This is a genomic window from Streptomyces murinus (assembly GCF_002154555.1).
In the GTDB taxonomy this organism is placed as follows: Bacteria; Actinomycetota; Actinomycetes; order Streptomycetales; family Streptomycetaceae; genus Streptomyces; species Streptomyces murinus.
This window is the reverse complement of sequence record NZ_MUNF01000119.1, coordinates 14905-39402: the sequence shown is the minus strand read 5'-3', so window position 1 is coordinate 39402 and position 24498 is coordinate 14905. Positions and strand designations below refer to the sequence as shown.

Sequence of the window (24498 nt, the reverse complement as noted above, 5' to 3'; positions counted from 1 at the left end):
CACGGAGGGCAACGGCCCCCACACGCAGCCGATCCACCTCGTCCCGGCGCCCCGTAACATCCCCGGAGGGATCCCTTGCCGAGCAGGTCCACCGCGCGTCTCGCCGCGCTCACCGTCGCCGCTGTTTGCTCCGCCGCGTCGGCCGTCGTCCTCACCTCCCCCGCGCACGCCGACGCGGTGCGCATCCACGACATCCAGGGCACCACCCGCCTGTCGCCGTACGCCGGGCAGAAGGTGACGGACGTGCCGGGCATCGTCACCGCCACGCGCACCTACGGCTCGTCCAAGGGCTTCTGGCTCCAGGACACGACGCCCGACGACAACCCCGCCACCAGCGAGGGCATATTCGTCTACACCAGCTCCACGCCGAAGGTCGCGGTCGGCGACTCGGTGACGGTGACCGGCACGGTCTCCGAGTACGTCCCGGGCGGCGTCGCCTCCGGCGAGCAGTCCGTCACGGAGATCACCAAGCCCACCATCACCACCGTCTCCACCGGCAACGCCGTCCCGGCGCCGGTCGTCATCGACGCGAAGTCGGTGCCGAGCCGGTACACGCCGCAGGGTGACACCGCGAACGGCGGTTCGATCAACAACCTGCCGCTCCAGCCCAAGAAGTACGCCCTGGACTACTACGAGTCCCTTGAGGGCATGAACGTCCAGGTCAAGAACGCCCATGTGGTCACCGCCACCGACCCGTACGCCGAGCTGTGGGTCACGGTGAAGCCGCACGAGCACCACGACCGCCGCGGTGGCACGGTCTACGGGTCCTACGACTCGCAGAACACCGGCCGCCTCCAGATCCAGTCGCTGGGCGCCACCGCCGACTTCCCGAAGGCGAACGTCGGCGACACGCTGACCGGCACCACCACCGGCCCGATGGACTTCAACCAGTACGGCGGCTACACCCTGGTCGCCGGCCAGATCGGGACGCTCAAGAGCGGTGGTCTCCAGCGCGAGACCACGAAGAAGCAGACCGGCAAGCAGCTCGCGGTCGCGACGTACAACGTCGAGAACCTCGACCCGTCGGACAAGACGTTCGACCAGCACGCCGCGGCGATCGTGCACAACCTCCAGTCCCCCGACATCGTGTCCCTGGAGGAGATCCAGGACAACAACGGTGCCACGGACGACGGCACGGTCGACGCGAGCGTCACGGTGAACAAGCTGATCGACGCGATCGTCGCGGCGGGCGGCCCGAAGTACGACTGGCGTTCCATCGACCCGGTCAACGACAAGGACGGCGGCGAGCCCGGCGGCAACATCCGCCAGGTGTTCCTGTTCAACCCCGAGCGGGTGTCCTTCGTGGACCGCGCGGGCGGCGACTCCACCACCGCGGTGGGTGTCGTCAAGGAGCACGGCAAGGCCCAGCTGACCGCGTCCCCGGGCCGGATCGACCCGGCCAGCGCCGCCTGGGAGGACAGCCGCAAGCCGCTCGTCGGCCAGTTCGTCTTCCAGGGCAAGACCGTCTTCGTGATCGCCAACCACCTGATCTCCAAGGGCGGCGACCAGAGCCTGACCGCGCAGTACCAGCCGGTCACGCGCAGCTCGGAGACCCAGCGCCACGCCCAGGCGCAGGAGGTCAACGCGTTCGTCAAGGACCTCCTGAAGGTCCAGAAGAACGCGAACGTGCTCGCCCTCGGCGACATGAACGACTTCGAGTTCTCCGGCACCGCGAAGATCCTCGAAGGTCACGGTGAGCTGTGGTCGGCGATCAAGTCGCTGCCCAGGAGCGAGCGTTACACCTACGACTACGAGGGCAACTCGCAGGTCCTGGACCAGATCCTGATCAGCCCGGCGGTGCGCCGCGACTCGTTCCAGTACGACAGCGTGCACATCAACTCGGAGTTCAACGACCAGATCAGCGACCACGACCCGCAGGTGCTGCGCTTCCGCCCCTGATCCAGGAGGGGTTCAGGACTGGCTGAACACCCCGTTCAGCCAGTCCTGCCAGGCGGCCCCGTCCGCCCCGGCATCGGCGTCCGGCGCGAAGTCGTGCACGCTGATGCCGAGCGGCGCACCCCAGCGGCCCCGGCCGAAGAAGCGGACGAGGGCACGCTCGGTGCGCAGTCCGATGAACTCCGGTACGCGGTAGTCGAGTACGGCGTCCAGGGTCCGCCCGCCGGGTCCGCGGACGCTCACCTTCGTCCCCGCGGTCGCGCCGTCCGGCAGTCCGAGCGCGCGGGCCGCGGTGGCGAGCGCCTCCGGTACGGCCGAGGAGGCGGGGCCGTTCAGCTGCGCGAAGGCGACCGGGGCCGGCGCGAAGTGCGTCAGATACTCGCGCAGGGTGTGCAGATAGAAGTCGGTGTGCTTGTTCGCGCCGTCGTACTGGGTGTCCCAGTCGTCGGTGAAGATCCCGCTGTGGACGTAGCGCACGAAGGCGCGGCGGCCCTCGTCGCGGGGCTCGATGGTGTGGTCGAGCTGGTTGAGCGACTGCGTGGGCATGCCCACGTCCTCGCTGCGGTTGACGTAGCGGTGCGGCGGCTCCCAGACGACCACGGTCGAGCCGAACGGCCCCCGCCCGCCTTGCCGCGGCTCGGGCGGCTCCATCGGCCACAGATAGCCCCCGGTCCCGGTGGTGATCGCCGCCCAGACCTGGTCCGGCGGCACATCGACCTCGAACTCGCGGACGATCTCGAATTCCTTGCTCATGGCGGGGCTCCTACTCGGCTTCCGGTGCGGGTTCCAGGGCTGCGGGCCGGTCCTTGACCGTGGGGTGCAGGGCGACGACGACCCGGTGGTCCCGGCCGCCCTCGGCGTCCGGGGCGTCGTACTTGCGGATCAGGGCGCTGACGCCCGCCGTCAGCTCCTGCACGAAGGCCGCGCGGTCGGCGGCGGAGGCGAACCGCACCTCGCCGTCCAGGGCGTATGTCGCGAGCGGTTTGCGGGCCCTGGCCGCGCCGCCGATCAGCGCCCCGACGTCGCGCACCAGGCGGGCGCCGAGCGCCAGCAGCCAGCGCGCGGACAGCTGGTCCCGGAAGCGGTCCGGGTCCGGCTGCACGGCGGGCAGGGCGGCGGGCGAGATGACATACGACGCGGCGCTCGCGCGCATCAGCCGCTCGGTGACATTGCCCTTGCGGCGCTCCCCGGCCAGCTCGACCAGTCCGTGCCGCTCCAGCGTCTTGAGGTGGTAGTTCACCTTCTGCCGGGGCAGTCCGACCTTGCCGGCCAGCATCGCGGCCGACGCGGGTCCGGCGGCCAGTTCGGCGAGCAGCCGGGCCCGGACGGGGTCCAGCGACACGGCCGCGGCCTCGGGGTCCTCGATCACGGTCACATCCAGCATGCGTCCACCCTCCCACCGAAAACTTTTTTTGTCCAGACGGACTTAGTTTTCGGTGGGAGGGTGGGCGTGACATGGCTGGAAATGGGGGCGGGGGCGTGCGCCAGGGAGCCCTTCGGACGCTCCTTCGAGCGCTTCTTCGGCGCTCCCTTCAGACGCTCAGCAGGAGCAGGGGCGGCGGCTCATGACGCGGGACGCGCCACGGGCCGTGCCGCGGCTCCGGCCGCCGCGCAGCACCCCGGCCGCGATCAGGGCGACCACCCCGGCCGCGCCCGCCATCAGCACCGGACGCGGCACCCCGCGCAGGCCCTCGGCGGCCTTGTGGGCGGGGGGCGCGAGCTGCCGCTGGGCCACGGCGGCCCGGTCCTGCACGCGGTGCCCGGCGTCCATCGCCCTGCTCTGGGCCTGGCGCCCGGCCTCCAGCGCGCGGTCGCGCAGCGGCTGCCCGTCCTGGGAGCCGCCGTGCTGGGCGACCCGGCTCTGGAGTGTGTGCCCGGTGCGCGCGGCCGTCCCCTGCACCACGTGGCCCGCCTGCGCGGCCCGGCCCTTCATCGCGTGCGCCGCATGCGTGGCCCGGCCCTGGGCGCCGTGCCCGGCCTGGGCGGCGCTGGAGCGCAGCTGCACCTTCATGGCACCGGCCTTGTCCTTCAGATCGGCGGCCCGTGCCCGCGCGCGCCCCTTCACATCGACGCGGTCCACCAACTGGGCCACGGTGTCGCCGAGTTGGTTCCTGGTCTGCTCGATCTGCGCGCGCAGCTCGTCGGGGCCCTTGGCGCCCGAGCCGTGCGGGGTCCTGTGGGTCATCGATGTGCCCTTTCCTTGATCACGTCGACATCGGCCCGGACACTGCCGAGGGTCTCCTCGGGCATGGGCGATCCGGCGCGGCGCAGTTGGGCGCGTCCGGTGGCGGCCAGCACGGCGGCCACCAGGAACAGCGCGACCGCGACGGTCAGCGCCGCCGCCCACAGGGGCAGGACCAGGTCGAGGGCGGCGGTGGCCGCGCCGGCCAGCACGATCAGCCCGACATAGCCGAGGGCGCCCGCGGCGCCCAGCAGCCCGCCGCCGGTTCCGGCGCGCTTGCCCTTCTGGGCCAGCTCCGCCTTGGCGAGGGCGACCTCCTGCCGCAGCAGCAGGGAGAGCTGTTCGGTGGCGCGATTGACGAGTTCCCCCGTGGAGGGGTGGCCGTCGAGTGCGGGGCGCGTGTGCGGTCGCGTGTGCGAGGTCATGGTCACGGTGTCCCGCCTCCTTTCTGTACGGGAGCATCCGGGTACCCGGGCCGGGGAGCGTCAGCCCTTGTCCGCTCCCCCGGTCCCGCGGTCGCCGAGCCGCGCGAGCTGGGACTGGAACCAGTCGAGCCGCGCCTGCAACAGGGCTGCCTCGGCAACCAGTTCGGGCACGCCCATCTCGGTGCCCGGCGTCAACTCGGTGACGGTCTCGGCCGGGACGCCGCCGTCCGCCCGTACCCGCAGGCCCTCCCCGGCGAGCCGGGCGAACTCCGCGAGGGTGACGGACGTACGGCCGCGCGCACAGCCCGCGCAGCCAGGGGCCAGGGCGCGCCAGCCGGGGCGGCCCCAGCCGGCGTCGGCCAGCAGGGTCGCGGTGGCGCCGCAGGCGCAGGGGCCCGCGGTGGCGGTGCGCACCCGCTGGCGGGCGTAGCGGAATCCGCGCTCGAAGCGGATGTAGGCGCCGAGCACGGAGACTTCGAGGAGCAGCGCGGTGCGGTGCTCGGCGGTGCAGCGCAGGGCGTCGGCGGCGGTGCGCTCATGGACGCAGTGGAAACCGCAGTCGCACAGGCGCGCGGGCGGGCGGTGCCTGCGGCCGTAGACGCAGGACGCCTGGTCGAGCACCCCGTAGGGAAGCGCACCGCCGAGCGACACCCCGGTGAACCCCGCCCGGGTGCCGTCCTGGGACAGCACCGGGTGGGCGATCTTGTAGCCGGTCGGCGGCTCCGTGGGGCGTTCCGCCGGGAGCCGGGGCCTCATCGGCCGGCCGGGACCTCTTCGCGGGCCGGCTCTGCCGGTGCGGTACGGGCGGCCTCGGCAGGCTGCCGGACCGTCTCTTCCTCGTCACGGATGTCCGGCCGCTCCTCGGCGACCCCGGTGGCCAGTGCCTTGCCGAGCTTCATGGTGCCTCCATGGCTGACGTCGGTGGTGACCCTTCGCCCATAGTGACCCATGAACGGCCGAGTTGGACACACGACCTTGCGCCACACTTGAACAGGCAAGCGAACAGATAAGCAAACTTACCGATACTCTGAAGAATAATTAAGTAGAGCTACATCGAAGACTTGCCGACACTAGCGGGTATGACGATCACACACAGCCCGTCCCCCTTCGGCCGCGTCCTCTGCGCGATGATCACCCCGTTCACCGCGGCGGGGGCGCTGGACCGGGCCGGCGCCCAGGAACTGGCCGCCCATCTGGTGGCGGAGGGCTGCGACGGACTGGTCCTCAACGGCACCACGGGCGAGTCGCCGACCACCACCGACGGCGAGAAGGCGGAGCTGATCACGGCCGTACGGGAGGCGGTCGGCGCGCGGATCCCGCTGATCGCGGGCGTCGGAACCGCCGACACCCGGCACACCACCGAACTGGCCCTGGCGGCTGAGAAGGCGGGCGCCGACGCCGTGCTGGTCGTGGCGCCGTACTACAGCAGGCCGCCGCAGGAGGCCGTCGCCGCGCACTTCCGCACCGTCGCCGACGCGAGCGGACTGCCGGTCCTGCTCTACGACATCCCGGGCCGCACCGGCACCCGTATCGACCCGGAGACGATCCTGCGCCTCGCCGGCCACCCCAGGATCGTCGGCGTCAAGGACTGCTCCTACGACCTGCTGGGCACCCAGAAGGTGCTGTCCCGGGCGGAGTTGGCCTATTACGCGGGCTGCGACGAACACAACCTCGCCCTCTACGCCATCGGCGCGGCCGGCTGTATCAGCACCGTCGCCAACGCCGCCCCGCGCCACATCCGCGCCGTCCTCGACGCCTTCGACGCGGCCGACACCGCACGGGCGCGGCAACTCCAGCTGAGGGCGACCCCGTTGATCGAGTCGATGATGGCCGCGGGCCTGCCCGGGACGGTCACCGCCAAGGCCCTCCTGTCCCGGCTCGGCCTGCCCGCGGGCCCGGTCCGCGCCCCGCTGCTGCCCGCCTCCCCGCAGGCGACGGCCGAACTGCACGCGCGCTTCGAAGAACTGACCGAATCCTGATCCGCGCTCCCCCCGCCTGCCGTACGGTGTCCCCGTGAGCCGCCCCCTGCTCTTCCTGGACGTCGACGGTCCGCTGAACCCGTACGCGGCCCAACGGGAGCGCCGGCCCGAGGGGTATACGACGATCCGGGTGCCGCTGGCCTCGCGCCGCCCCCTGCGGGTCTGGCTGAACCCGGCCCACGGCCCCGCGCTGCTGGCCCTCGACTACGAGCTGTGCTGGGCGACGACCTGGATGGCCGAGGCCAACCACTGGATCGCCCCTGTCCTCGGACTGCCCGAACTGCCCTATGTCGACTTCGGCGCGGGCCTGTTCGCGCACCGGTCCGACGGGGTGCACTGGAAGACGGAGCCGATCGTGGCGTACGCCGGGGGCCGGCCGTTCGCCTGGGTCGACGACGAACAGAGCACCGAGGACGCGGTGTTCGTGGCCGACCACCACCCCGGCCCGGCCCTCCTGCACCATGTGAACCCCCGCATCGGCCTGCGCGCGGGCGACTTCACCACCCTGGCGGAGTTCGCCGCCGGCCTGTCCCCGACAACGACATGACCGAGCGCCCCTCACCAGACGGGCGAGGGGCGCTCCGGGCTTTTCTGACAGGTCAGTTGTGGCTGTGCAGGATGTCGTTCAGGCCGCCCCAGACCGCGTTGTTCGGGCGGGCCTCGACCGTGCCGGTGACCGAGTTGCGGCGGAAGAGGATGTGGGAGGCGCCGCTGAGGTCACGGGCCTTGACGATCTGGCCGTCGGGCATGGTGACGCGGGTACCGGCGGTGACGTAGAGACCCGCCTCGACCACGCACTCGTCGCCGAGGGCGATACCGACGCCCGCCTCGGCGCCGACCAGGCAGCGCTCGCCGACGGAGATGATCACATTGCCGCCGCCGGACAGGGTGCCCATGGTGGAGGCGCCGCCGCCGATGTCCGAGCCGTCGCCGATGACGACACCGGCGGAGATCCGGCCCTCGACCATCGAGGTGCCGAGCGTGCCGGCGTTGAAGTTGACGAAGCCCTCGTGCATCACGGTGGTGCCCTCGGCCAGGTGCGCGCCGAGGCGGACCCGGTCGGCGTCGGCGATACGGACGCCCTTGGGGGCCACGTAGTCCGTCATACGGGGGAACTTGTCGATCGAGGTGACCTGGAGGTGCAGGCCCTCGGCGCGGGCGTTCAGCCGCACCTTCTCGATGTCGTCCACCGCGACCGGGCCGAGCGAGGTCCAGGCGACGTTGGCGAGGTGGCCGAAGATGCCGTCCAGGTTCTGGCCGTGCGGCTTGACCAGGCGGTGCGAGAGCAGGTGCAGCCGCAGATAGGTGTCGTGCGCGTCGAGCGGCTTCTCGTCCAGCGAGGCGATGACCGTACGGACCGCGACCACCTCGACGCCCCTGCGGGCGTCCGGGCCGATCGCCGCGGTCGCGCCGCCGCCCAGCAGCTCCGCCGCGCGCTCGGCGGTCAGCCGCTCGGTGCCGGCCGGGCCCGGCTCGGCGACCAGCTCGGGCGCGGGGAACCAGGTGTCGAGAACGGTGCCGTCGGAGGCGATCGTGGCGAGGCCGGCGGCGACGGCGCCGGTGGTACGGGAAGCAGTGTCGGTCATGGGACAAAACCTAACGTGGCGCGGGGTGCGGGGGCGAACCGTGTCTCATGTGCCGGTCGCGGGATCCGCCTTCACCCCGTCCGCCCAGCCCCATCCGCCCGGCCCCGTCCGCTCAGCCCTGTTCGCCCGGCCCCGTCCGCCCGCCCTCGGCCGGCCGCCTCGCGTTCAGCCGATCACCCGCCCGAACGCCTCCCGCGCGTACTCCTCGTCGTACGAGCCGCCCGTCAGCAGCACCTGGAGACAGATCCCGTCCATCAGCGCGAGCAGCGCCCGCGCCGTCACCGCGTCGACCCGGGCGGACAGGCGCGCGCCGGTCTCCTCGGCCCACCGGGCGGCGACGGGCCGCAGGGCCGGGCGGCGCAGCGCGGCGAGGTACAGCTCGTACTCCAGCTCCGCACTCGCGCGGTCGCCGTTCAGCCAGTCGCCGAGGACCCGGGCGAGCCCGGCCGCGAGGTCGTCGTCGGCCAGCGCCCCACTGGCGTCGAGCACCGCGGCGAACCCCTCGTTCGCCTGGCACAGGGCGGCCACCAAAAGATCGTCCAGGGTGGCGAAGTGGTACGTGGTGGAGCCGAGCGGTACGTCCGCCTCGGCCGCGACCGTGCGATGGCTCAGCCCGGCGAGCCCGTCCCGCCCGGCCACCCGGATCGCCGCGTCGATGATCCGCCGGCGCCGGTCGGGGTCGTAGCGCCGGGCCATCAGTGACTCGTCCCGCCGAGGTTCAGCACCACCACTCCCCCGATGATCAGCAAGATCCCCGCGACCTTGACCGTATCGAGCCCCTCCCCGAACAGCAGCAGCCCGAGCACGGCGATGGCCGCGGTCCCCACCCCGGACCAGATCGCGTACGCCGTACCGATCTGCACCGTCTTCAGCGTCTGCGCCAGCAGCAGGAAGGACACCAGATACCCCAGCGCCGTCACCAGCGAGGGCCCGAGCCTGCTGAACCCATGGCTGTACTTCATCGCCGTCGTGGCGGTCACCTCGGCGGCTATGGCACCGGCGAGCGTCAGATATCCCATGTGTACGAGCGTACATATGATGCGTACGACCGTACATAACGACTGTGGGACAGGTCGGCGAACAGTGGGCGCCGGGGCGGGCGACAGGCATGCGAAAGGGGCCACGGCATTCCTGCCGCAGCCCCTCGCACAAGCCCTGTGCCGGACCGCCCTCAGGCCGTCCTCAGACCGTCCTCAGACGTTGAAGCCCAGCGCGCGCAGCTGCTCGCGGCCCTCGTCCGTGATCTTGTCCGGGCCCCACGGCGGCATCCAGACCCAGTTGATCCGGAGCTCGTTGACGATGCCGTCCGTGGCGGACTTGGCCTGGTCCTCGATGACGTCCGTCAGCGGGCAGGCCGCCGAGGTCAGGGTCATGTCGATGGTGGCCACATTGGAGTCGTCCACGTGGATGCCGTAGATCAGACCGAGGTTGACGACGTCGATGCCCAGCTCGGGGTCGACCACGTCCATCAGGGCCTCACGGAGTTCCTCCTCCGAGGCCGGCTTCATCTCGACGGTGTCGCTCATGCGGTCTTCCTTTCGGCTTCGGCGCCATCCAGCGCCTGGGCCGTCGCGTCCTTCCACGCCATCCAGCTCAGGAGGGCGCACTTGACCCGCGCGGGGTACTTGGAGACACCGGCGAACGCGACCGCGTCCTCCAGGACCTCCTCCATCGCGTCGTCCGGCTCGATCTTGCCCTTGGACTGCATCAGCTCCAGGAAGGTCTCCTGGATCTTCTGCGCCTCGGGCAGGTCCTTGCCGACGAGGAGTTCGTTGAGCACGGAGGCCGAGGCCTGGCTGATGGAGCAGCCCTGGCCCTCGTACGAGACATCCGCGATCTTCGTGCCGTCGTACTTCACACGGAGGGTGATCTCGTCGCCGCACGTCGGGTTCACATGGTGCACCTCGGCGTCGCCATCCCGAAGACCACGCCCGTGCGGGTTCTTGTAGTGGTCCAGGATGACTTCCTGGTACATGGAGTCCAGCTTCACGGTTTTCGACACGCCTCTCAGCCGAAGAAGTTCCGTACGTGCTCCAGGCCGTCGACCAGAGCGTCGATCTCGGCCGGCGTGGAGTACAGATAGAACGACGCTCGCGTGGTCGCGGGAATTCCGTAGCGCAGGCAGACCGGACGGGCACAGTGGTGGCCGACGCGGACCGCGATGCCCTGTTCGTCCAGGACCTGGCCCACGTCGTGCGGGTGGATGTCGCCCAGGGTGAAGGAGATCGCGGCGCCCCGGTCCTCGGCCGTGGTCGGGCCGATGATCCGCAGATCGGGGACCTGGGCCAGGCGCTCCACCGCGTACTGGGTGAGCGCGTGCTCATGCGCGAGGATCTTCTCCATGCCGATGGCCTGGAGATAGTCGATCGCCGCGCCCAGGCCGACCGCCTGCGCGATCGGGGGCGTGCCCGCCTCGAACTTGTGCGGCGCCGGGGCGTACGTGGAGGAGTGCATCGAGACGGTCTCGATCATCTCGCCGCCGCCCAGGAACGGCGGCAGGTCCTCCAGCAGCTCCTGGCGGCCCCACAGCACACCGATGCCGGTCGGAGCGCACATCTTGTGGCCGGTGAAGGCCACGAAGTCGGCTTGCAGAGCCTGCACGTCCAGCGGCATGTGCGGCGCGGCCTGGGAGGCGTCGATGCACACCAGCGCGCCGACCTCCTGGGCGCGGCGCACTATCGCCTCGACCGGGTTGACGGTGCCGAGGATGTTGGAGACCAGCACGAAGGAGACGATCTTCGTCTTCTCGGTGATGACCTCGTCGATGTTCGACAGGTCCAGGCGGCCGTCGTCGGTCAGGCCGAACCACTTCAGCTTCGCGCCGGTGCGCTGCGCCAGCAGCTGCCACGGCACGATGTTGGAGTGGTGCTCCATCTCCGTGATGACGATCTCGGTCTCATGGTCGACCCGGTAGGGCTCATCGGCCCAACCGAGCATGTTGGCCACGAGGTTGAGGGACTCGGAGGCGTTCTTGGTGAAGATCACCTCGTCGCGGCTCGGCGCGTTGACGAACTCCGCCACCTTGTCGCGCGCGCCCTCGTAGAGTGCCGTGGCCTCCTCGGCGAGGACGTGCACGCCGCGGTGGACGTTGGCGTTGTAACGCTCGTAGTACTCGTTGAGGGCGTCCAGTACCTGGCGCGGCTTCTGGCTGGTCGCCGCGTTGTCCAGGTACACGAGCTTCTTGCCGTCATGGACGACACGGTCCAGAACGGGGAAGTCCTTGCGGATCGCCTCGGTGTCGAGGAGGCCCGACAGCTGTGTCACGCGGATGCGCCACCCTTCACATATGCCTCGTAGCCCTCGTTCTCCAGCTTGTCCGCGAGCTCCGGGCCGCCGGACTCGACGATGCGGCCGCCGGCGAACACATGGACGTGGTCGGGCTTGATGTAGCGCAGGATGCGCGTGTAGTGCGTGATCAGCAGGGTGCCGACCTCGCCCGTCTCGCGGACGCGGTTGACGCCCTCGGAGACGATGCGCAGCGCGTCGACGTCCAGGCCCGAGTCGGTCTCGTCCAGGATCGCCATCTTCGGCTTGAGCAGTTCGAGCTGAAGGATCTCGTGGCGCTTCTTCTCGCCGCCGGAGAAGCCCTCGTTGACATTGCGCTCGGCGAAGGCGGGGTCCATGTGGAGACGCTCCATGGCCTCCTTGACCTCCTTCACCCAGGTGCGCAGCTTCGGGGCCTCGCCGCGCACGGCGGTGGCGGAGGTGCGCAGGAAGTTGGAGACCGAGACGCCGGGGACCTCGACCGGGTACTGCATGGCCAGGAACAGGCCGGCGCGGGCGCGCTCGTCGACGGACATCTCCAGGACGTCCTCGCCGTCGAGCAGCACGGTGCCCTCGGTGATCGTGTACTTCGGGTGACCCGCGAGCGAGTAGGCGAGGGTCGACTTGCCGGAGCCGTTGGGGCCCATGATGGCGTGCGTCTCGCCCTGCTTCACGGTCAGGTCGACGCCCTTGAGGATCTCCTTCGTGGCGTTGTCGGCCTCGACGGTGACGTGCAGGTCTCGGATTTCAAGCGTTGCCATGGATGCCTCAGGACTCCTGGGTGAGGGAGACGAGCACGTCGTCCCCTTCGATCTTTACGGGGTATACGGGTACGGGGCGCGTCGCGGGGAGGCCGGACGGCTTGCCGGTGCGCAGGTCGAACGCGGAGCCGTGCAGCCAGCACTCGATCTGGCAGTCCTCCACCTCGCCCTCGGAGAGCGAGACGTTCGCGTGGGAGCAGATGTCGTAGATCGCGAACACCTCCCCCTCGGTACGGACGACCGAGACCGGCGTGCCGTCGAGTTCCACCCGCTTGGGGGTGTCCTCCGTCAGCTCGCTCAGCCCACAGGCGCGTACGAAACTCATGCGACCGAGGCCTCCAGCTCCTGCTCGATCCTGGCGAGCAGGCGCTCCTCGATGTCGGCGACGCCGATCTGCTGGACGAGTTCGGCGAAGAAGCCGCGGACCACCAGGCGGCGGGCGTCCTGCTCGGCGATGCCGCGGGCCATCAGGTAGAAGAGCTGCTCGTCGTCGAAGCGGCCGGTGGTGGAGGCGTGGCCGGCGCCGACGATCTCGCCGGTCTCGATCTCCAGGTTCGGCACCGAGTCGACGCGGGCGCCGTCGGTGAGCACCAGGTTGCGGTTCATCTCGTAGGTGTCGGTGCCCTCGGCCTTGGCCTCGATGAGCACGTCGCCGATCCAGACCGCGTGCGCGCCGTCGCCCTGGAGCGCGCCCTTGTAGACGACGTGCGACTTGCAGTGCGGGGTGTTGTGGGTGACCAGGAGGCGGTGCTCCTGGTGCTGCCCGGCGTCGGTGAAGTACAGGCCGAGCAGCTCGGCCTCGCCGCCGGTGCCCGCGTAGGAGACGCGCGGGTGCAGCCGTACGACATCGCCGCCGAAGGTGACGACGACCGACTTGAAGGACGCGTCCCGGCCGATCAGCGCGTCGTGCTGGGCGGTGTGGACGGCCTTGTCGTCCCAGTCCTGGACGGAGACGACGGTCAGCTTGGCGCCGTCGCCCAGCACGTACTCCACGTTGGCCGCGAGCACCGCGTCGCCGGTGTGGTCGATGACGACGACGGCCTCGGCGAAGGCGCCCAGCTCGATCACCTGGTGGGCGAAGGCGGTGCCGCCCTGGCCGTGCACGGCGATGCGGACCGGCTCGGTGAGCACGGTCTCCTTGGGGACGGTCACGACCGAGGCCTGCTCGAAGGCGGAGTACGCCTGGGCGGCGATCCGGTCCACGGGGGTGCCGGCCCGGCCGAGGCGCGCGTCCTCGCGGCCCACGGTCTCGACGACGACGCCCTCGGGGGCCTGCACATCGACCTTCACGCCGTCAGCGGTGGCGACGGCGGTGCCGTCGTGCAGCCCGCGCAGGCGCTCCAGCGGGGTGAACCGCCACTCCTCCTCGCGGCCGTGCGGGACGGGGAAGTCCGCGACGTCGTAGGACGGGGGCACGCTCATGCGCGTGGCGACGGTCGACTCCGCGGCCACCGCGATCTGGCCGGCGGTGGTGGAGCCCACCGGGATGTTCTGGGCCTCAGCCATGGCTGTCGTATTGCTCGCTTTCTCAGGTCAGTGGCGTGATGGTGGGGCGGTGGGCGGTCAGCCGACCGCGCCTTCCATCTGCAGCTCGATCAGCCGGTTGAGTTCGAGCGCGTACTCCATGGGCAGTTCCTTGGCGATCGGCTCGACGAAGCCGCGCACGATCATCGCCATCGCCTCGAACTCGGTCAGACCGCGGCTCATCAGGTAGAAGAGCTGGTCCTCGGAGACCTTGGAGACGGTCGCCTCATGGCCCATGGACACGTCGTCCTCGCGGACGTCGACGTACGGGTACGTGTCGGAGCGGGAGATGGTGTCGACGAGCAGCGCGTCGCACAGCACGTTCGACTTGGAGCCGTGGGCGCCCTCGCCGATCTCGACCAGACCGCGGTACGAGGTGCGGCCGCCGCCGCGCGCCACGGACTTCGACACGATGTTGGACGACGTGTTCGGCGCCATGTGGACCATCTTGGAGCCGGCGTCCTGGTGCTGGCCCTCGCCCGCGAAGGCGATGGACAGGGTCTCGCCCTTGGCGTGCTCGCCCATCAGGTAGACGGCCGGGTACTTCATCGTCACCTTGGAGCCGATGTTGCCGTCGATCCACTCCATGGTCGCGCCCTCGTACGCCACGGCGCGCTTGGTGACCAGGTTGTAGACGTTGTTCGACCAGTTCTGGATGGTCGTGTAGCGGCAGCGGGCGTTCTTCTTGACGATGATCTCGACCACGGCGCTGTGCAGCGAGTCCGACTTGTAGATCGGCGCGGTGCAGCCCTCGACGTAGTGCACGTAGGCACCCTCGTCGACGATGATCAGGGTCCGCTCGAACTGGCCCATGTTCTCCGTGTTGATACGGAAGTAGGCCTGGAGCGGGATCTCCACGTGCACGCCCTTCGGCACGTAGATGAAGGAGCCGCCGGACCACACGGCCGTGTTCAGCGCGGCGAACTTGTTGTCGCCGGCCGGGATCACGGTGCCGAAGTACTCCTTGAAGAGCTCCGGGTGCTCCTTGAGGGCGGTGTCGGTGTCCAGGAAGATGACGCCCTGCTCCTCCAGGTCCTCGCGGATCTGGTGGTAGACGACCTCCGACTCGTACTGGGCGGCCACGCCGGCGACCAGGCGCTGCTTCTCGGCCTCGGGGATGCCCAGCTTGTCGTAGGTGTTCTTGATGTCCTCGGGCAGGTCCTCCCAGGACTCCGCCTGCTTCTCCGTGGAGCGCACGAAGTACTTGATGTTGTCGAAGTCGATGCCCGAGAGGTCGGAGCCCCAGTTCGGCATGGGCTTCTTCTCGAAGAGCCGGAGGCCCTTGAGGCGCAGCTTGGTCATCCACTCCGGCTCCGACTTCTTGCCGGAGATGTCGCGGACGACGTCGTCGTTCAGACCGCGCCGGGCGGAGGCACCGGCCACGTCGGAGTCGGCCCAGCCGTATTCGTACTTGCCCAGGCCCTCGAGCTCAGGGTGGGCAGTCTCCGTGGGGAGAGTCATGCGGGGTTCCTCCCGGCCGTGCTTGCAGGTGCGTCAGTGGAAATCTTGGGAATGAACGTCGTGCAGACGCCGTCGCCGTGCGCGATGGTCGCCAGTCGCTGGACGTGGGTACCCAGCAGCTCGGCGAAGATCTCCGTCTCCGCCTCGCACAGCTGCGGGTACTTCTCCGCGACATGGGCGACCGGGCAGTGGTGCTGGCAGAGCTGCTCGCCGACCGGTGCGCTGCGCGCCGTAGCAGCGTACCCGTCCGCGCTCAAGGCCTTGGCCAGCGCTTCCGCGCGCTTGTCGGGGCTCACGCTCTCGATCGCCCGGCGGTACGCCCTCGCCTGGGAGGCGATCCGGGCGCGGGCGAAGGCGGAGACCGCGTCGGGCCCGCCCTCGTGCTCGGCGATCCAGCGCAGCGCGTCCGCGGCCAGCTTGTCGTACGACTGGTCGAAGGCGTCGCGACCGCAGTCGGTGAGCGCGAAGACCTTGGCGGGACGGCCGCGTGTGCGCGTGCCGTACACCCGCTGTTCGCGGGCCTCCACGACGTCGTCCGCGGCCAGCGCATCCAGATGGCGCCGGACGGCCGCCTGGGTCAGTCCCAGCCGGCCCGCGAGTTCGGCGACGGTCGAGGGCCCGTGGTCCAGGATGGATCGCACGACGCGGTTGCGCGTGGAGCGCTCACCGGTCGCGAGCTCCTCCTGCGGGGCCCCCGTGAGGGCCTCCCGAGCCTCGTCGACGTTTTTCACAACGCCATTGTTGCGTAATTCATCCGGGCCTGACAAGCGCCGTCGGGATCATCGACGGTGCCCTGCATCACTTAGGTATACCTAATCTGACCTGCGAAAATGATCTCTGATCGATCATCCTGAGCCCGCTCCGCGCGGAATCCGGTGGCGTCCCGCACGCCCGTCCGGAAGACTCCCCGGCCATGGCCACACCCCCTCCGACCGGGCCTCTTGTCACCCGGGACGACATCGCCACCGGACTGCGGCGGCTCGGTGTCGAAAGCGGCGAGACACTCCTCGTACATTCGTCCCTAAGTTCCCTCGGGTGGGTGAACGGCGGGGCCGTGGCGGTCGTCCGGGCACTTCTCGACGCCCTCGGTCCGCACGGCACCCTGGTCGTCCCGGCCCAGTCCTCCGACCTCTCCGACCCGGCCGAGTGGGGGAACCCGCCGGTACCCGAGGAATGGTGGGACCGGATCCGGGCCACCATGCCGCCGTACGACCCCCTGATCACCCCCACCCTCGGCGTCGGGGTGATCCCGGAGACGGTGCGCACCTGGCCGGGCGCCCTGCGCAGCGCGCATCCGCAGACCTCCTTCGCGGCCCTCGGCCCCCGCGCGCGGGAGATCACCGGCGGCCACGCCCCCGACTGCCGGCTCGGCGAGCGAAGCCCCCTGGCCCGCCTGGAGGAACTGGGCGCCCGGGTCCTGCTGCTCGGCACGGGCTACGGCACCTGCACCGCCTTCCACCTGGCCGAGTACCGCGTGCCCGGCCCGCTCGTCCGGGTCGGGCGGCCCGCACCCGGCGGCGGCTGGGAGACGGTGACCGAGGTGTCGATCAGCTCCGAGCCCTTCGAGGAGCTGGGCCGCGACTTCGAGCGGGAGCGTCCCGTCCTGCGGGGCGAGGTGGGCGCGGCCGACGCCCGGCTGTTCCCGGTGCCGGACGCCGTGGCCTACGCCGAGGGGTGGCTCAGGGCGCGCAGGCCCGTCACGCAGGGGTTCCCGCACCCCCGCGACTGATCGGTGAGCGCTCTCCCTAGACTCAGGTCCCATGCGAAGTGAGCCTGTCGTCCAGGTCCAGGCCCTGGTGAAGCGGTACGGCGCGAAGACCGCGGTCAACGGCCTCGACCTGGAGGCCGGGGCGGGCGTGACCGCCGTACTCGGACCCAACGGAGCCGGCAAGACGACGACGGTCGAGACCTGCGAGGGGTACCGGAAGCCGGATTCCGGCACGGTGCGCGTCCTGGGCCTCGACCCCGTGCGGCAGTCGGCCGAGCTGCGGCCCCGGATCGGTGTGATGCTCCAGTCCGGCGGTGTGTACTCCGGCGCCCGCGCGGACGAGATGCTGCGCCATGTCGCCAAGCTGCACGCCCACCCGCTGGACGTGGACGCCCTGATCGAACGGCTCGGCCTCGGCAGCTGCGGCCGTACCTCCTACCGCCGGCTCTCCGGCGGCCAGCAGCAGCGCCTCGCGCTCGCCATGGCCGTCGTCGGCCGCCCGGAACTGGTCTTCCTGGACGAGCCCACCGCCGGCCTCGACCCGCAGGCCCGCCGGGCCACCTGGGACCTGGTGCGGGACCTGCGCGCCGACGGCGTCTCGGTGATCCTCACCACGCACCACATGGACGAGGCCGAGGAACTCTCCGACGACGTCGCGATCATCGACGGCGGCAAGGTCATCGCCCAGGGCTCCCCCGAGGAGCTGTGCAAGGGCGGCGCCGAGAACACCCTGCGCTTCTCCGGCCGCCCCGGACTCGACGTCGGCTCGCTGCTCAAGGCGCTCCCGGACGGCTGCACGGCCGCCGAGCTGACCCCGGGCGCCTACCGCGTCGTCGGCCAGGTCGACCCGCAGCTGCTGGCCACCGTGACCTCCTGGTGCGCCCAGCACGGGGTGATGCCGGACCGCATCTCGGTCGAACGGCACACCCTGGAAGACGTCTTTTTGGAGCTGACCGGCAAGGAGCTGCGCTCATGACCACCGCGTCGGGTACGTACGCGCCCAAGCCGGGGGCCGCGCCCCTGCCCCGCATGATCGCGGCGCAGGCGGCCCTGGAGGCCAGGATGCTGCTGCGCAACGGCGAGCAGCTGCTGCTGACGGTCGTCATCCCGACCCTGCTGCTGGTGCTGTTCAGCTCCGTGGACATCGTGGACACCGGCAAGGGCAAGGCCGTCGACTTCCTCGCGCCGGGCATCCTCGCCCTCGCCGTGATGTCGACCGCGTTCACCGGACAGGCCATCGCCACCGGCTTCGAGCGCCGCTACGGCGTGCTCAAGCGGCTCGCCGCCTCGCCGCTGCCGCGCTGGGGCCTGATGACCGCGAAGACGGCGTCCGTGCTGGTCACCGAGGTGCTCCAGGTGATCCTGCTGACGGTGATCGCCCTCGCGCTCGGCTGGTCCCCGCACGGCGACCCGGCCGCCGTACTCCTCCTCCTGGTCCTCGGCACCGCCGCCTTCTCCGGGCTCGGCCTGCTGATGGCCGGCACCCTGAAGGCGGAGGCGACGCTGGCCGCGGCCAACCTGGTGTTCCTGCTGCTGCTGGTCGGCGGCGGGGTCATCGTGCCGCTGGACAAGTTCGGCTCGGCCGGACAGCACATCCTCGGCCTGCTGCCCATCTCCGCCCTCTCCGACGGTCTGCGGGACGTGCTCCAGCACGGCGCCGGGATGCCCTGGGGCGATCTGGGGATCCTCGCGGTGTGGGCGGTCGTGGGGCTCGCGGCGGCGGGGAAGTTCTTCCGCTGGGAGTGAGCGGGCCCCCTCCCGAGGGGGGCGGGGGCCCGGAAGTGAGCGGCGACACGGCGCCGGTACGGGACCCTCGTGAAAGCGTGCACAAGCGGCGGCCTACGATGGTGGGCGTGCCAAAGCTGAACCGCGCCGACGCCGTAGCGGCCCTGCGTAATCCGCTCGCCTTCATCGCCGACCGCTGGACCCCGAAGCCGGGGACCGTGCAGCGGGCGGCCCTCATCGCGCTCGTGATGTCGGTGGTGATCGTCGTCACCGGCGGTGCCGTACGGCTGACCAGCTCGGGCCTCGGCTGCCCGACCTGGCCCGAGTGCACCGACGGCTCCCTGACGCCGACACAGGCGCTGAGCTATCACAGCGCCATCGAGTTCGGCAATCGCATGCTGACCTACGTGCTGTGCGCGGCGGTCGGCTGGGCGATCATCGCCGCCCGCTCCCAGAAGCCGTACCGGCGCGGTCTGACCCGGCTCGGCTGGGCGCAGTTCTGGCTGGTGATGGGCAATGCGGTGCTCGGCGGCATCGTGGTGCTGGTCGGCCTCAACCCGTACACCGTCGCCGCGCACTTCCTGCTGGCGACCGCGCTGACCACGGTCGCCGTGGTGATGTGGCAGCGCACCCGCGAGGGCGACGCCGCGCCCCGGCCGCTGGTCGGCAAGGCCGTGGTGCAGCTGGTGTGGTTCCTGGTGGTCGCGGCCGTGCTGCTGATCGCGGTCGGCACCGTGGTCACCGGCGCGGGTCCGCACGCGGGCGACTCCAGCGATGTGCAGCGGATCCCGATCGACTGGGAGACCGTGGCCAAGCTGCACGCGGTGCTCGCGTGGATCGTGGTGACGCTGACGTTCGCCCTGTGGTTCATCCTCAAGGCCGTCGACGCCCCGCACGGCCCGCTGGCCCGCACCCGGGAGCTGTTCCTGATCCTGCTGGGGCAGGGTGTCATCGGCTACGTGCAGTACTTCACGCACCTGCCCGAGCTGCTGGTCGGCGTCCACATGCTCGGCTCCTGCCTGGTGTGGATCGGCGTCCTGCGGGTCCTGCTGGCGCTGCGCGAGCGCCCGGAGACGGAGCTCGGGGTGCCCGAGCCCGCGGCCGGGGCCACGGTTCCCACGAACGCCTGACGCACCCCTGCGAGCGCCTGCGAGCGCCTGGCTCACCCGTACGCCTCGCTCACCCGTACCCGGCGACCAGCGCGTCGATCGCCGGGCCCAGATAGGCCCGGGTCAGCGCGGCGCGCCGGGTGAGCCAGGTGTCGTCACCCACCGGGGCCGGGTCCTCGTACCGCCTGCGGGTGATGTCCTCGACGACCTCGGCGGGCGCGCCGAGGTCCGGCAGCCCGGCCAGGGCCTCCCGCTTGGAGATCAGCCGTCCCTCGCACAGGGTCACGGTCGCCCGGGCGAAGGTCAGCAGCCCGAGGTCGACCCAGATGTCCTGGCGCCACAGCCGGGCCCGGTCCACGGCGGGCCGCCAGTAGTCCCGCTGGTCCGCCACGACGAACGCGCGCAGGTTTTGATCCGGAACCGGCGGTAAGAGGCCCGCCGGTACCTCCCCGTGCAGCACCCGCCCGAAGGCGTGCAGCTCGCGCCGGGTGACGGGGGTGACCGGGCGGCGCAGCACATGGCCGTGCGCCCAGGTGAGATGCGCCCGGCCCGGATCGTCGAGGGTGGCCGGGGCGAGATAGCCGCAGTGCAGCTGCGCGGCGAGCGGCTCCCGGCGCAGCCGCCGGTGCAGGGACACGACCTCGCGTACGGTCTTCAGACCCGGCGGCGCCGGAAGCACCGCGATCAGATCGAGATCGCTGCGGCCCTCCTGGTAGTCACCGCCGGCGAGCGAGCCGTGCGCCCAGACGGCACGGGGGCGCAACGGCGTGAGGGCGTCGAGAAAACATCCGAGCAGGGCTTCCGTCCGCGTCCGCATGCCGCCCAGTGTGGCGCTCCACCGGGGCGCGCGGGGCGGTATTCGGTATCAGGCATACGGCTCCGCCACGCGGGCGCACACCGCGGCGCTCCCGTGGCCGGCCCGGGGATCAGCCCCCGAGCTGGATCCCCGCCATCCGCTTCCACTCGTACGGCCCGGTCGTCACCTTGGCCGCGAACTCCCCGTCGAACTGCTCGTGCCGGGTGATCCCGGCCTTCGCCACCGCCTGCTCGGCGATCGCGTAGGAGGGGGCCACCACATCGCCCCAGCCGCCGTCCTCGCCGACGAGCACGATCCGCGCCCCGCGCTCCCCGATGTACGCCACCTGCCCCTCCGCACCGCCATGGGCCTTGGAGAAGGCGCTGATCCTCCGGGCGAGCCGGGCCACCGTGCGCTCGGCCTTCGCGTCAACCTGCTGCGTGTCTGCCATGCCTGGATGCTACCGACGAGTAGATCGAACGGCGACGGGAGGGGTGCGTGGCCTTGACCACGCGCCCCTCCCGTGCAGAACGCCCGCGGAGGAAGCCGGCGTCAGGAAGAAGGTGCCTCAGCGCAGGAACGGGTCCACCGCGACGGCGACGAAGAGGATCGACACATAGGTGATCGACCAGTGGAACAGCCGCATCTCCTTGAGCTTCACGCCGGTGACCTCGGCCTTGGCCCGGTTCTGCAGCCCGTGCGCCTCCCACAGCCAGAAACCGCCGGCCGCGAGGGCCACGACCGTGTAGAACCAGCCCGTGTACCCCAGCGGGGTGAGCAGCAGCGAGACGACGACCATCACCCAGCTGTAGATGACGATCTGCCGGGCCACGACCTTGTTGGAGGCGATCACCGGGAGCATCGGCACACCGGCGCGCGCGTAGTCGTCCTTGACCTTCATGGACAGCGGCCAGTAGTGCGGCGGCGTCCAGAAGAACATCACCAGGAAGAGGATGATCGGCGCCCAGGACATCGAGTCCGTGACCGCGGACCAGCCGATCAGCACCGGCAGACAGCCCGCGATGCCGCCCCACACGATGTTCTGCGCGGTGCGGCGCTTGAGGATCATCGTGTAGACGACGACATAGAAGAGCAGCGCGCCGAGCGACAGCCAGGCGCTGAGCCAGTTGACGGTCAGCCCGAACAGCAGCGTGGAGACGACCCCGAGACCGATGCCGAAGGCCAGGCACTCGCGCGGGCTGACCATGCCGGTCACCAGCGGCCGCTGCGCGGTGCGGTCCATGACGGCGTCGATGTCGCGGTCGATGTACATGTTCAGCGCGTTGGCGCCGCCCGCGGAGAGGTAGCCGCCGAGGCAGGTCAGCAGCACCAGCTTCAGGTCGGGCACACCCTGCTGCGCCAAGAACATCACCGGCACGGTGGTGATGAGCAGCAGCTCGATGATCCGCGGCTTGGTCAGCGCCACGAATGCCTTGGCACGGGCCCCGAACGGCCGGTGGGCCGGGCTCGGGTTCGTACCACCGAGCACGGCAGCTGGACGGGATTCGACGGCCGTCACGCACACCCCTGACAGAGACATCCCAGCGAGCCTCCCCCGGATGAGGTCTTCATGAAGGGCTCGCGCGTACCACGCCACTTTAGACGTTGCCCATACCCCGGCCTTCGCGGGGGTGGGGTCGTGTTGGCGGTCACACGGACGGACCCCCGCGGGGCGCTCCCGGGACCTCTCGGAACACCCTTTGCCGGAGATCGCAGAAGAGGGCCCCCACCACTCTTTTGAGCGGTCAGATGAGCGCCTCTTTATTCATGTGCCAAATGCCGTCTCGCCCAGTCGGGAGGCGGATCCCGTCGATGCCCGGCAGTCTGGAATCACCCGCGAAAACGCACGTCCTTACGAGGGTAGGCTCGACAACGTCCGGCGGGCAGAAGCACGCCGGACGGCCGGGTGGGCATGTGCCCCGAAAGACCGGCGACCGACATGTGGAGAGGAGCCCTGACCCAGGGTGAGCACCAAGCCGACCACCACAGACCTTGAGTGGACCGACCTGGACCAGCGGGCCGTGGACACCGCCCGAGTCCTGGCCGCCGACGCCGTACAGAAGGTCGGCAACGGCCATCCCGGTACGGCGATGAGCCTGGCCCCCGCCGCCTACACCCTCTTCCAGAAGGTGATGCGGCACGACCCGGCCGACCCGGAGTGGGTGGGGCGCGACCGCTTCGTGCTGTCCGCCGGCCACTCCTCCCTGACCCTCTACACCCAGCTCTACCTGGCCGGCTTCGGCCTGGAGCTGGCGGACCTGGAGTCCTTCCGCACCTGGGGCTCCAAGACCCCGGGCCACCCGGAGTACGGACACACCAAGGGCGTCGAGACCACCACGGGCCCGCTGGGCCAGGGTGTGGCCAACGCGGTGGGCATGGCGATGGCCGCCCGCTACGAGCGCGGTCTGTTCGACCCGGAGGCCGCCGAGGGCGAGTCGCCGTTCGACCACTTCATCTACTGCATCGCCGGTGACGGCTGCCTCCAGGAGGGCATCTCCGCCGAGGCGTCCTCGCTGGCCGGCCACCAGAAGCTCGGCAACCTGATCCTGCTGTGGGACGACAACCACATCTCGATCGAGGGCGACACCGAGACGGCCGTCTCCGAGAACACCGCCGAGCGCTACGAGGCGTACGGCTGGCATGTGCAGCGCGTGGAGCCGAAGGCGGACGGCGACCTGGACCCGGCGGCGATCTTCGCCGCGATCCAGGCGGCCAAGCAGGTCACCGACCGGCCCTCCTTCATCGCGATGCGCTCGATCATCGCCTGGCCGGCCCCGAACGCGCAGAACACCGAGGCCGCGCACGGCTCGGCGCTCGGCGCGGACGAGGTCGCGGCCACCAAGCGCGTCCTCGGCTTCGCCCCGGAGCAGTCCTTCGCCGTCGAGGACGACGTGATCACGCACACCCGCAAGGCCCTGGAGCGCGGCGCCCGCGCGAAGGCCGAGTGGGAGAAGACCCTCCAGGTGTGGCGGGACGACAACCCCGAGCGCGCCGCCGAGTTCGACCGCATCGCGGCGGGCGAGCTGCCCACCGGCTGGGAGGAGAAGATCCCGGTCTTCGAGCCCGGCAAGTCGGTCGCCACCCGTGCCGCCTCCGGCAAGGTGCTCCAGGCGCTCGGCCCGGTGATCCCCGAGCTGTGGGGCGGCTCCGCCGACCTCGCCGGCTCGAACAACACCACGATCGACAAGGCCAGCTCCTTCTTGCCGGAGGGCAATCCGCTGCCGGAGGCCGACCCGTACGGCCGTACGATCCACTTCGGCATCCGCGAGCACTCCATGGGCGCCGAGCTGAACGGCATCACGCTGCACGGCAACACCCGTGTCTACGGCGGCACCTTCCTCGTCTTCTCCGACTACATGCGCAACGCCGTGCGTCTGTCGGCCCTGATGCACCTGCCGGTGACGTTCGTGTGGACGCACGACTCCATCGGTCTGGGCGAGGACGGCCCCACCCACCAGCCGGTCGAGCACCTGGCCTCGCTGCGCGCCATCCCGGGCCTGAACATCGTCCGCCCGGCCGACGCCAACGAGACCGCGATCGCCTGGCGCGAGATCCTCAAGCGCTACACCAAGGAGTTCGGCAAGGGCCAGCCGCACGGCTTCGCGCTGACCCGCCAGGGCGTGCCGACGTACGAGCCCAACGAGGACGCCGCGAAGGGCGGTTACGTCCTGTTCGAGGCCGAGGGCGGCGAGCCGGAGGTCATCCTGATCGCCACCGGTTCCGAGGTGCACGTGGCCGTCGAGGCGCGTGAGCGGCTCCAGGCCGACGGCGTCCCGACCCGGGTCGTGTCCATGCCCTCGGTCGAGTGGTTCGAGCAGCAGGACCAGGGGTACCGGGACTCCGTGCTGCCGCCGTCCGTGAAGGCCCGTGTCTCCGTGGAGGCGGGCATCGGACTGACGTGGCACAAGTACGTCGGGGACGCCGGCCGCATCGTCTCCCTGGAGCACTTCGGTGCGTCCGCCGACGGCAAGGTGCTCTTCCAGGAGTTCGGCTTCACCGCGGAGAACGTGGCCGCGAAGGCCCGGGAATCCATCGCCGCCGCCCAGCGCTGACGCTCATATACGACACGTAGGAGATGTAAT

General features: G+C 70.7%; 28 protein-coding genes. 8 read left to right on the top strand and 20 right to left on the bottom strand.

Annotation, left to right across the window (positions count from 1 at the left end; translation table 11 throughout):
• Positions 1-75 precede the first annotated feature (75 nt).
• Positions 76-1899: an endonuclease/exonuclease/phosphatase family protein gene (locus tag CCN72_RS09620; RefSeq protein ID WP_086807142.1), complete on the top strand. Its 1824-nt coding sequence runs from the start codon at positions 76-78 to the stop codon at positions 1897-1899.
• A gap of 12 nt (positions 1900-1911) precedes the next feature.
• On the opposite strand, the gene CCN72_RS09615 is transcribed toward CCN72_RS09620, so the two are convergent.
• The 6 genes from CCN72_RS09615 to CCN72_RS39565 all read right to left on the bottom strand — a co-directional run bounded on the left by CCN72_RS09615 (position 1912) and on the right by CCN72_RS39565 (position 5402).
• The gene (locus CCN72_RS09615; RefSeq protein WP_086807141.1) at positions 1912-2649 is read right to left on the bottom strand and encodes an SRPBCC family protein; all 738 of its coding nucleotides are present in this window, start codon (positions 2647-2649) and stop codon (positions 1912-1914) included.
• Positions 2650-2659: 10 nt separating this feature from the next.
• A complete protein-coding gene (locus tag CCN72_RS09610; protein WP_086807140.1) occupies positions 2660-3280 on the bottom strand; it encodes an ArsR/SmtB family transcription factor in 621 nt (206 codons plus the stop codon).
• 156 nt (positions 3281-3436) lie between these two features.
• Complete coding sequence (locus tag CCN72_RS09605; protein WP_086807139.1) at positions 3437-4081, bottom strand: DUF3618 domain-containing protein; 645 nt, start codon at positions 4079-4081, stop codon at positions 3437-3439.
• Entirely contained in the window at positions 4078-4503 is a 426-nt protein-coding gene (locus tag CCN72_RS09600; protein WP_085568451.1) for a phage holin family protein, read from the bottom strand. Before CCN72_RS09600 ends, CCN72_RS09605 begins: the two co-directional genes overlap by 4 nt.
• A gap of 60 nt (positions 4504-4563) precedes the next feature.
• Entirely contained in the window at positions 4564-5259 is a 696-nt protein-coding gene (locus tag CCN72_RS09595; protein ID WP_086807138.1) for a hypothetical protein, read from the bottom strand.
• On the bottom strand, positions 5256-5402 hold the full coding sequence (locus CCN72_RS39565) for a hypothetical protein (RefSeq protein ID WP_167408664.1): 147 nt from the start codon (positions 5400-5402) through the stop codon (positions 5256-5258). Before CCN72_RS39565 ends, CCN72_RS09595 begins: the two co-directional genes overlap by 4 nt.
• 180 nt (positions 5403-5582) lie before the next feature.
• On the opposite strand from CCN72_RS39565, the gene dapA reads away from it, so the two are divergent.
• Complete coding sequence (gene dapA / locus CCN72_RS09590; protein ID WP_086807137.1) at positions 5583-6482, top strand: 4-hydroxy-tetrahydrodipicolinate synthase; 900 nt, start codon at positions 5583-5585, stop codon at positions 6480-6482.
• Between the two features lie 34 nt (positions 6483-6516).
• On the top strand, positions 6517-7029 hold the full coding sequence (locus tag CCN72_RS09585; protein ID WP_086807136.1) for an HAD domain-containing protein: 513 nt from the start codon (positions 6517-6519) through the stop codon (positions 7027-7029).
• Positions 7030-7081: 52 nt separating this feature from the next.
• Here the strand turns inward: CCN72_RS09585 and dapD are convergent, their stop codons facing one another.
• From dapD to CCN72_RS09530, 11 genes are all read right to left on the bottom strand, one after another.
• Entirely contained in the window at positions 7082-8068 is a 987-nt protein-coding gene (dapD, locus tag CCN72_RS09580; protein ID WP_037656706.1) for a 2,3,4,5-tetrahydropyridine-2,6-dicarboxylate N-succinyltransferase, read from the bottom strand.
• Between the two features lie 165 nt (positions 8069-8233).
• Entirely contained in the window at positions 8234-8764 is a 531-nt protein-coding gene (locus CCN72_RS09575) for a TetR/AcrR family transcriptional regulator (protein WP_086807135.1), read from the bottom strand.
• Positions 8764-9087 carry a DMT family transporter gene (locus CCN72_RS09570; RefSeq protein ID WP_037656709.1) on the bottom strand — a complete coding sequence of 108 codons (324 nt, stop codon included), beginning with the start codon at positions 9085-9087 and terminating at the stop codon, positions 8764-8766. Before CCN72_RS09570 ends, CCN72_RS09575 begins: the two co-directional genes overlap by 1 nt.
• 174 nt (positions 9088-9261) lie before the next feature.
• On the bottom strand, positions 9262-9594 hold the full coding sequence (locus CCN72_RS09565; protein WP_086807134.1) for a metal-sulfur cluster assembly factor: 333 nt from the start codon (positions 9592-9594) through the stop codon (positions 9262-9264).
• Positions 9591-10058: a Fe-S cluster assembly sulfur transfer protein SufU gene (gene sufU, locus CCN72_RS09560; RefSeq protein WP_086807133.1), complete on the bottom strand. Its 468-nt coding sequence runs from the start codon at positions 10056-10058 to the stop codon at positions 9591-9593. Before sufU ends, CCN72_RS09565 begins: the two co-directional genes overlap by 4 nt.
• 17 nt (positions 10059-10075) lie before the next feature.
• Positions 10076-11332: a cysteine desulfurase gene (locus tag CCN72_RS09555; protein WP_086807132.1), complete on the bottom strand. Its 1257-nt coding sequence runs from the start codon at positions 11330-11332 to the stop codon at positions 10076-10078.
• On the bottom strand, positions 11329-12093 hold the full coding sequence (gene sufC / locus CCN72_RS09550) for a Fe-S cluster assembly ATPase SufC (protein ID WP_037656713.1): 765 nt from the start codon (positions 12091-12093) through the stop codon (positions 11329-11331). The genes CCN72_RS09555 and sufC overlap by 4 nt, the downstream gene beginning before the upstream one ends.
• A gap of 7 nt (positions 12094-12100) precedes the next feature.
• Positions 12101-12418: a non-heme iron oxygenase ferredoxin subunit gene (locus CCN72_RS09545; protein ID WP_086807131.1), complete on the bottom strand. Its 318-nt coding sequence runs from the start codon at positions 12416-12418 to the stop codon at positions 12101-12103.
• Positions 12415-13599 (bottom strand): Fe-S cluster assembly protein SufD, encoded by a 1185-nt coding sequence (sufD, locus tag CCN72_RS09540; protein WP_086807130.1) that lies wholly within the window; start codon positions 13597-13599, stop codon positions 12415-12417. The genes CCN72_RS09545 and sufD overlap by 4 nt, the downstream gene beginning before the upstream one ends.
• A 57-nt stretch (positions 13600-13656) precedes the next feature.
• Positions 13657-15078, bottom strand: coding sequence for a Fe-S cluster assembly protein SufB (gene sufB, locus CCN72_RS09535; protein ID WP_037656716.1), 1422 nt, complete (start codon positions 15076-15078; stop codon positions 13657-13659).
• The gene (locus tag CCN72_RS09530; RefSeq protein ID WP_086807129.1) at positions 15075-15809 is read right to left on the bottom strand and encodes a helix-turn-helix transcriptional regulator; all 735 of its coding nucleotides are present in this window, start codon (positions 15807-15809) and stop codon (positions 15075-15077) included. Before CCN72_RS09530 ends, sufB begins: the two co-directional genes overlap by 4 nt.
• Positions 15810-15991: 182 nt before the next feature.
• Between CCN72_RS09530 and CCN72_RS09525 the strand changes: the two genes are divergently transcribed.
• From CCN72_RS09525 to CCN72_RS09510, 4 genes are all read left to right on the top strand, one after another.
• On the top strand, positions 15992-16807 hold the full coding sequence (locus CCN72_RS09525; protein WP_086807128.1) for an AAC(3) family N-acetyltransferase: 816 nt from the start codon (positions 15992-15994) through the stop codon (positions 16805-16807).
• A gap of 31 nt (positions 16808-16838) precedes the next feature.
• Positions 16839-17762 carry an ABC transporter ATP-binding protein gene (locus CCN72_RS09520; RefSeq protein ID WP_086807127.1) on the top strand — a complete coding sequence of 308 codons (924 nt, stop codon included), beginning with the start codon at positions 16839-16841 and terminating at the stop codon, positions 17760-17762.
• Positions 17759-18532, top strand: coding sequence for an ABC transporter permease (locus CCN72_RS09515; protein ID WP_086807126.1), 774 nt, complete (start codon positions 17759-17761; stop codon positions 18530-18532). Before CCN72_RS09520 ends, CCN72_RS09515 begins: the two co-directional genes overlap by 4 nt.
• Positions 18533-18630: 98 nt before the next feature.
• Positions 18631-19641, top strand: coding sequence for a COX15/CtaA family protein (locus CCN72_RS09510; protein ID WP_086807125.1), 1011 nt, complete (start codon positions 18631-18633; stop codon positions 19639-19641).
• A 49-nt stretch (positions 19642-19690) separates the two neighbouring features.
• Here CCN72_RS09510 and CCN72_RS09505 read toward each other — a convergent pair whose 3' ends face one another.
• The 3 genes from CCN72_RS09505 to CCN72_RS09495 form a co-directional block, all read right to left on the bottom strand.
• A complete protein-coding gene (locus tag CCN72_RS09505; RefSeq protein WP_086807124.1) occupies positions 19691-20437 on the bottom strand; it encodes a nucleotidyltransferase domain-containing protein in 747 nt (248 codons plus the stop codon).
• Positions 20438-20546: 109 nt separating this feature from the next.
• Positions 20547-20867 carry a hypothetical protein gene (locus tag CCN72_RS09500; protein WP_086807123.1) on the bottom strand — a complete coding sequence of 107 codons (321 nt, stop codon included), beginning with the start codon at positions 20865-20867 and terminating at the stop codon, positions 20547-20549.
• Between the two features lie 117 nt (positions 20868-20984).
• The gene (locus CCN72_RS09495) at positions 20985-21956 is read right to left on the bottom strand and encodes a heme o synthase (protein ID WP_086807122.1); all 972 of its coding nucleotides are present in this window, start codon (positions 21954-21956) and stop codon (positions 20985-20987) included.
• Between the two features lie 424 nt (positions 21957-22380).
• On the opposite strand from CCN72_RS09495, the gene tkt reads away from it, so the two are divergent.
• Complete coding sequence (tkt, locus tag CCN72_RS09490; RefSeq protein WP_086807121.1) at positions 22381-24468, top strand: transketolase; 2088 nt, start codon at positions 22381-22383, stop codon at positions 24466-24468.
• Positions 24469-24498 lie beyond the last annotated feature (30 nt).

Coding starts and splice junctions, on each gene's coding strand:
- CCN72_RS09615 (WP_086807141.1), bottom strand. CDS start 2,649: ATGAGCAAGGAATTCGAGATCGTCCGCGAGTTCGAGGTCGATGTGCCG.
- CCN72_RS09610 (WP_086807140.1), bottom strand. CDS start 3,280: ATGCTGGATGTGACCGTGATCGAGGACCCCGAGGCCGCGGCCGTGTCG.
- CCN72_RS09605 (WP_086807139.1), bottom strand. CDS start 4,081: ATGACCCACAGGACCCCGCACGGCTCGGGCGCCAAGGGCCCCGACGAG.
- CCN72_RS09600 (WP_085568451.1), bottom strand. CDS start 4,503: ATGACCTCGCACACGCGACCGCACACGCGCCCCGCACTCGACGGCCAC.
- CCN72_RS09595 (WP_086807138.1), bottom strand. CDS start 5,259: ATGAGGCCCCGGCTCCCGGCGGAACGCCCCACGGAGCCGCCGACCGGC.
- CCN72_RS39565 (WP_167408664.1), bottom strand. CDS start 5,402: ATGAAGCTCGGCAAGGCACTGGCCACCGGGGTCGCCGAGGAGCGGCCG.
- dapA (WP_086807137.1), top strand. CDS start 5,583: ATGACGATCACACACAGCCCGTCCCCCTTCGGCCGCGTCCTCTGCGCG.
- dapD (WP_037656706.1), bottom strand. CDS start 8,068: ATGACCGACACTGCTTCCCGTACCACCGGCGCCGTCGCCGCCGGCCTC.
- CCN72_RS09575 (WP_086807135.1), bottom strand. CDS start 8,764: ATGGCCCGGCGCTACGACCCCGACCGGCGCCGGCGGATCATCGACGCG.
- CCN72_RS09570 (WP_037656709.1), bottom strand. CDS start 9,087: ATGGGATATCTGACGCTCGCCGGTGCCATAGCCGCCGAGGTGACCGCC.
- CCN72_RS09565 (WP_086807134.1), bottom strand. CDS start 9,594: ATGAGCGACACCGTCGAGATGAAGCCGGCCTCGGAGGAGGAACTCCGT.
- sufC (WP_037656713.1), bottom strand. CDS start 12,093: ATGGCAACGCTTGAAATCCGAGACCTGCACGTCACCGTCGAGGCCGAC.
- CCN72_RS09545 (WP_086807131.1), bottom strand. CDS start 12,418: ATGAGTTTCGTACGCGCCTGTGGGCTGAGCGAGCTGACGGAGGACACC.
- sufD (WP_086807130.1), bottom strand. CDS start 13,599: ATGGCTGAGGCCCAGAACATCCCGGTGGGCTCCACCACCGCCGGCCAG.
- sufB (WP_037656716.1), bottom strand. CDS start 15,078: ATGACTCTCCCCACGGAGACTGCCCACCCTGAGCTCGAGGGCCTGGGC.
- CCN72_RS09525 (WP_086807128.1), top strand. CDS start 15,992: ATGGCCACACCCCCTCCGACCGGGCCTCTTGTCACCCGGGACGACATC.
- CCN72_RS09520 (WP_086807127.1), top strand. CDS start 16,839: ATGCGAAGTGAGCCTGTCGTCCAGGTCCAGGCCCTGGTGAAGCGGTAC.
- CCN72_RS09515 (WP_086807126.1), top strand. CDS start 17,759: ATGACCACCGCGTCGGGTACGTACGCGCCCAAGCCGGGGGCCGCGCCC.
- CCN72_RS09510 (WP_086807125.1), top strand. CDS start 18,631: ATGGTGGGCGTGCCAAAGCTGAACCGCGCCGACGCCGTAGCGGCCCTG.
- CCN72_RS09505 (WP_086807124.1), bottom strand. CDS start 20,437: ATGCGGACGCGGACGGAAGCCCTGCTCGGATGTTTTCTCGACGCCCTC.
- CCN72_RS09500 (WP_086807123.1), bottom strand. CDS start 20,867: ATGGCAGACACGCAGCAGGTTGACGCGAAGGCCGAGCGCACGGTGGCC.
- CCN72_RS09495 (WP_086807122.1), bottom strand. CDS start 21,956: ATGTCTCTGTCAGGGGTGTGCGTGACGGCCGTCGAATCCCGTCCAGCT.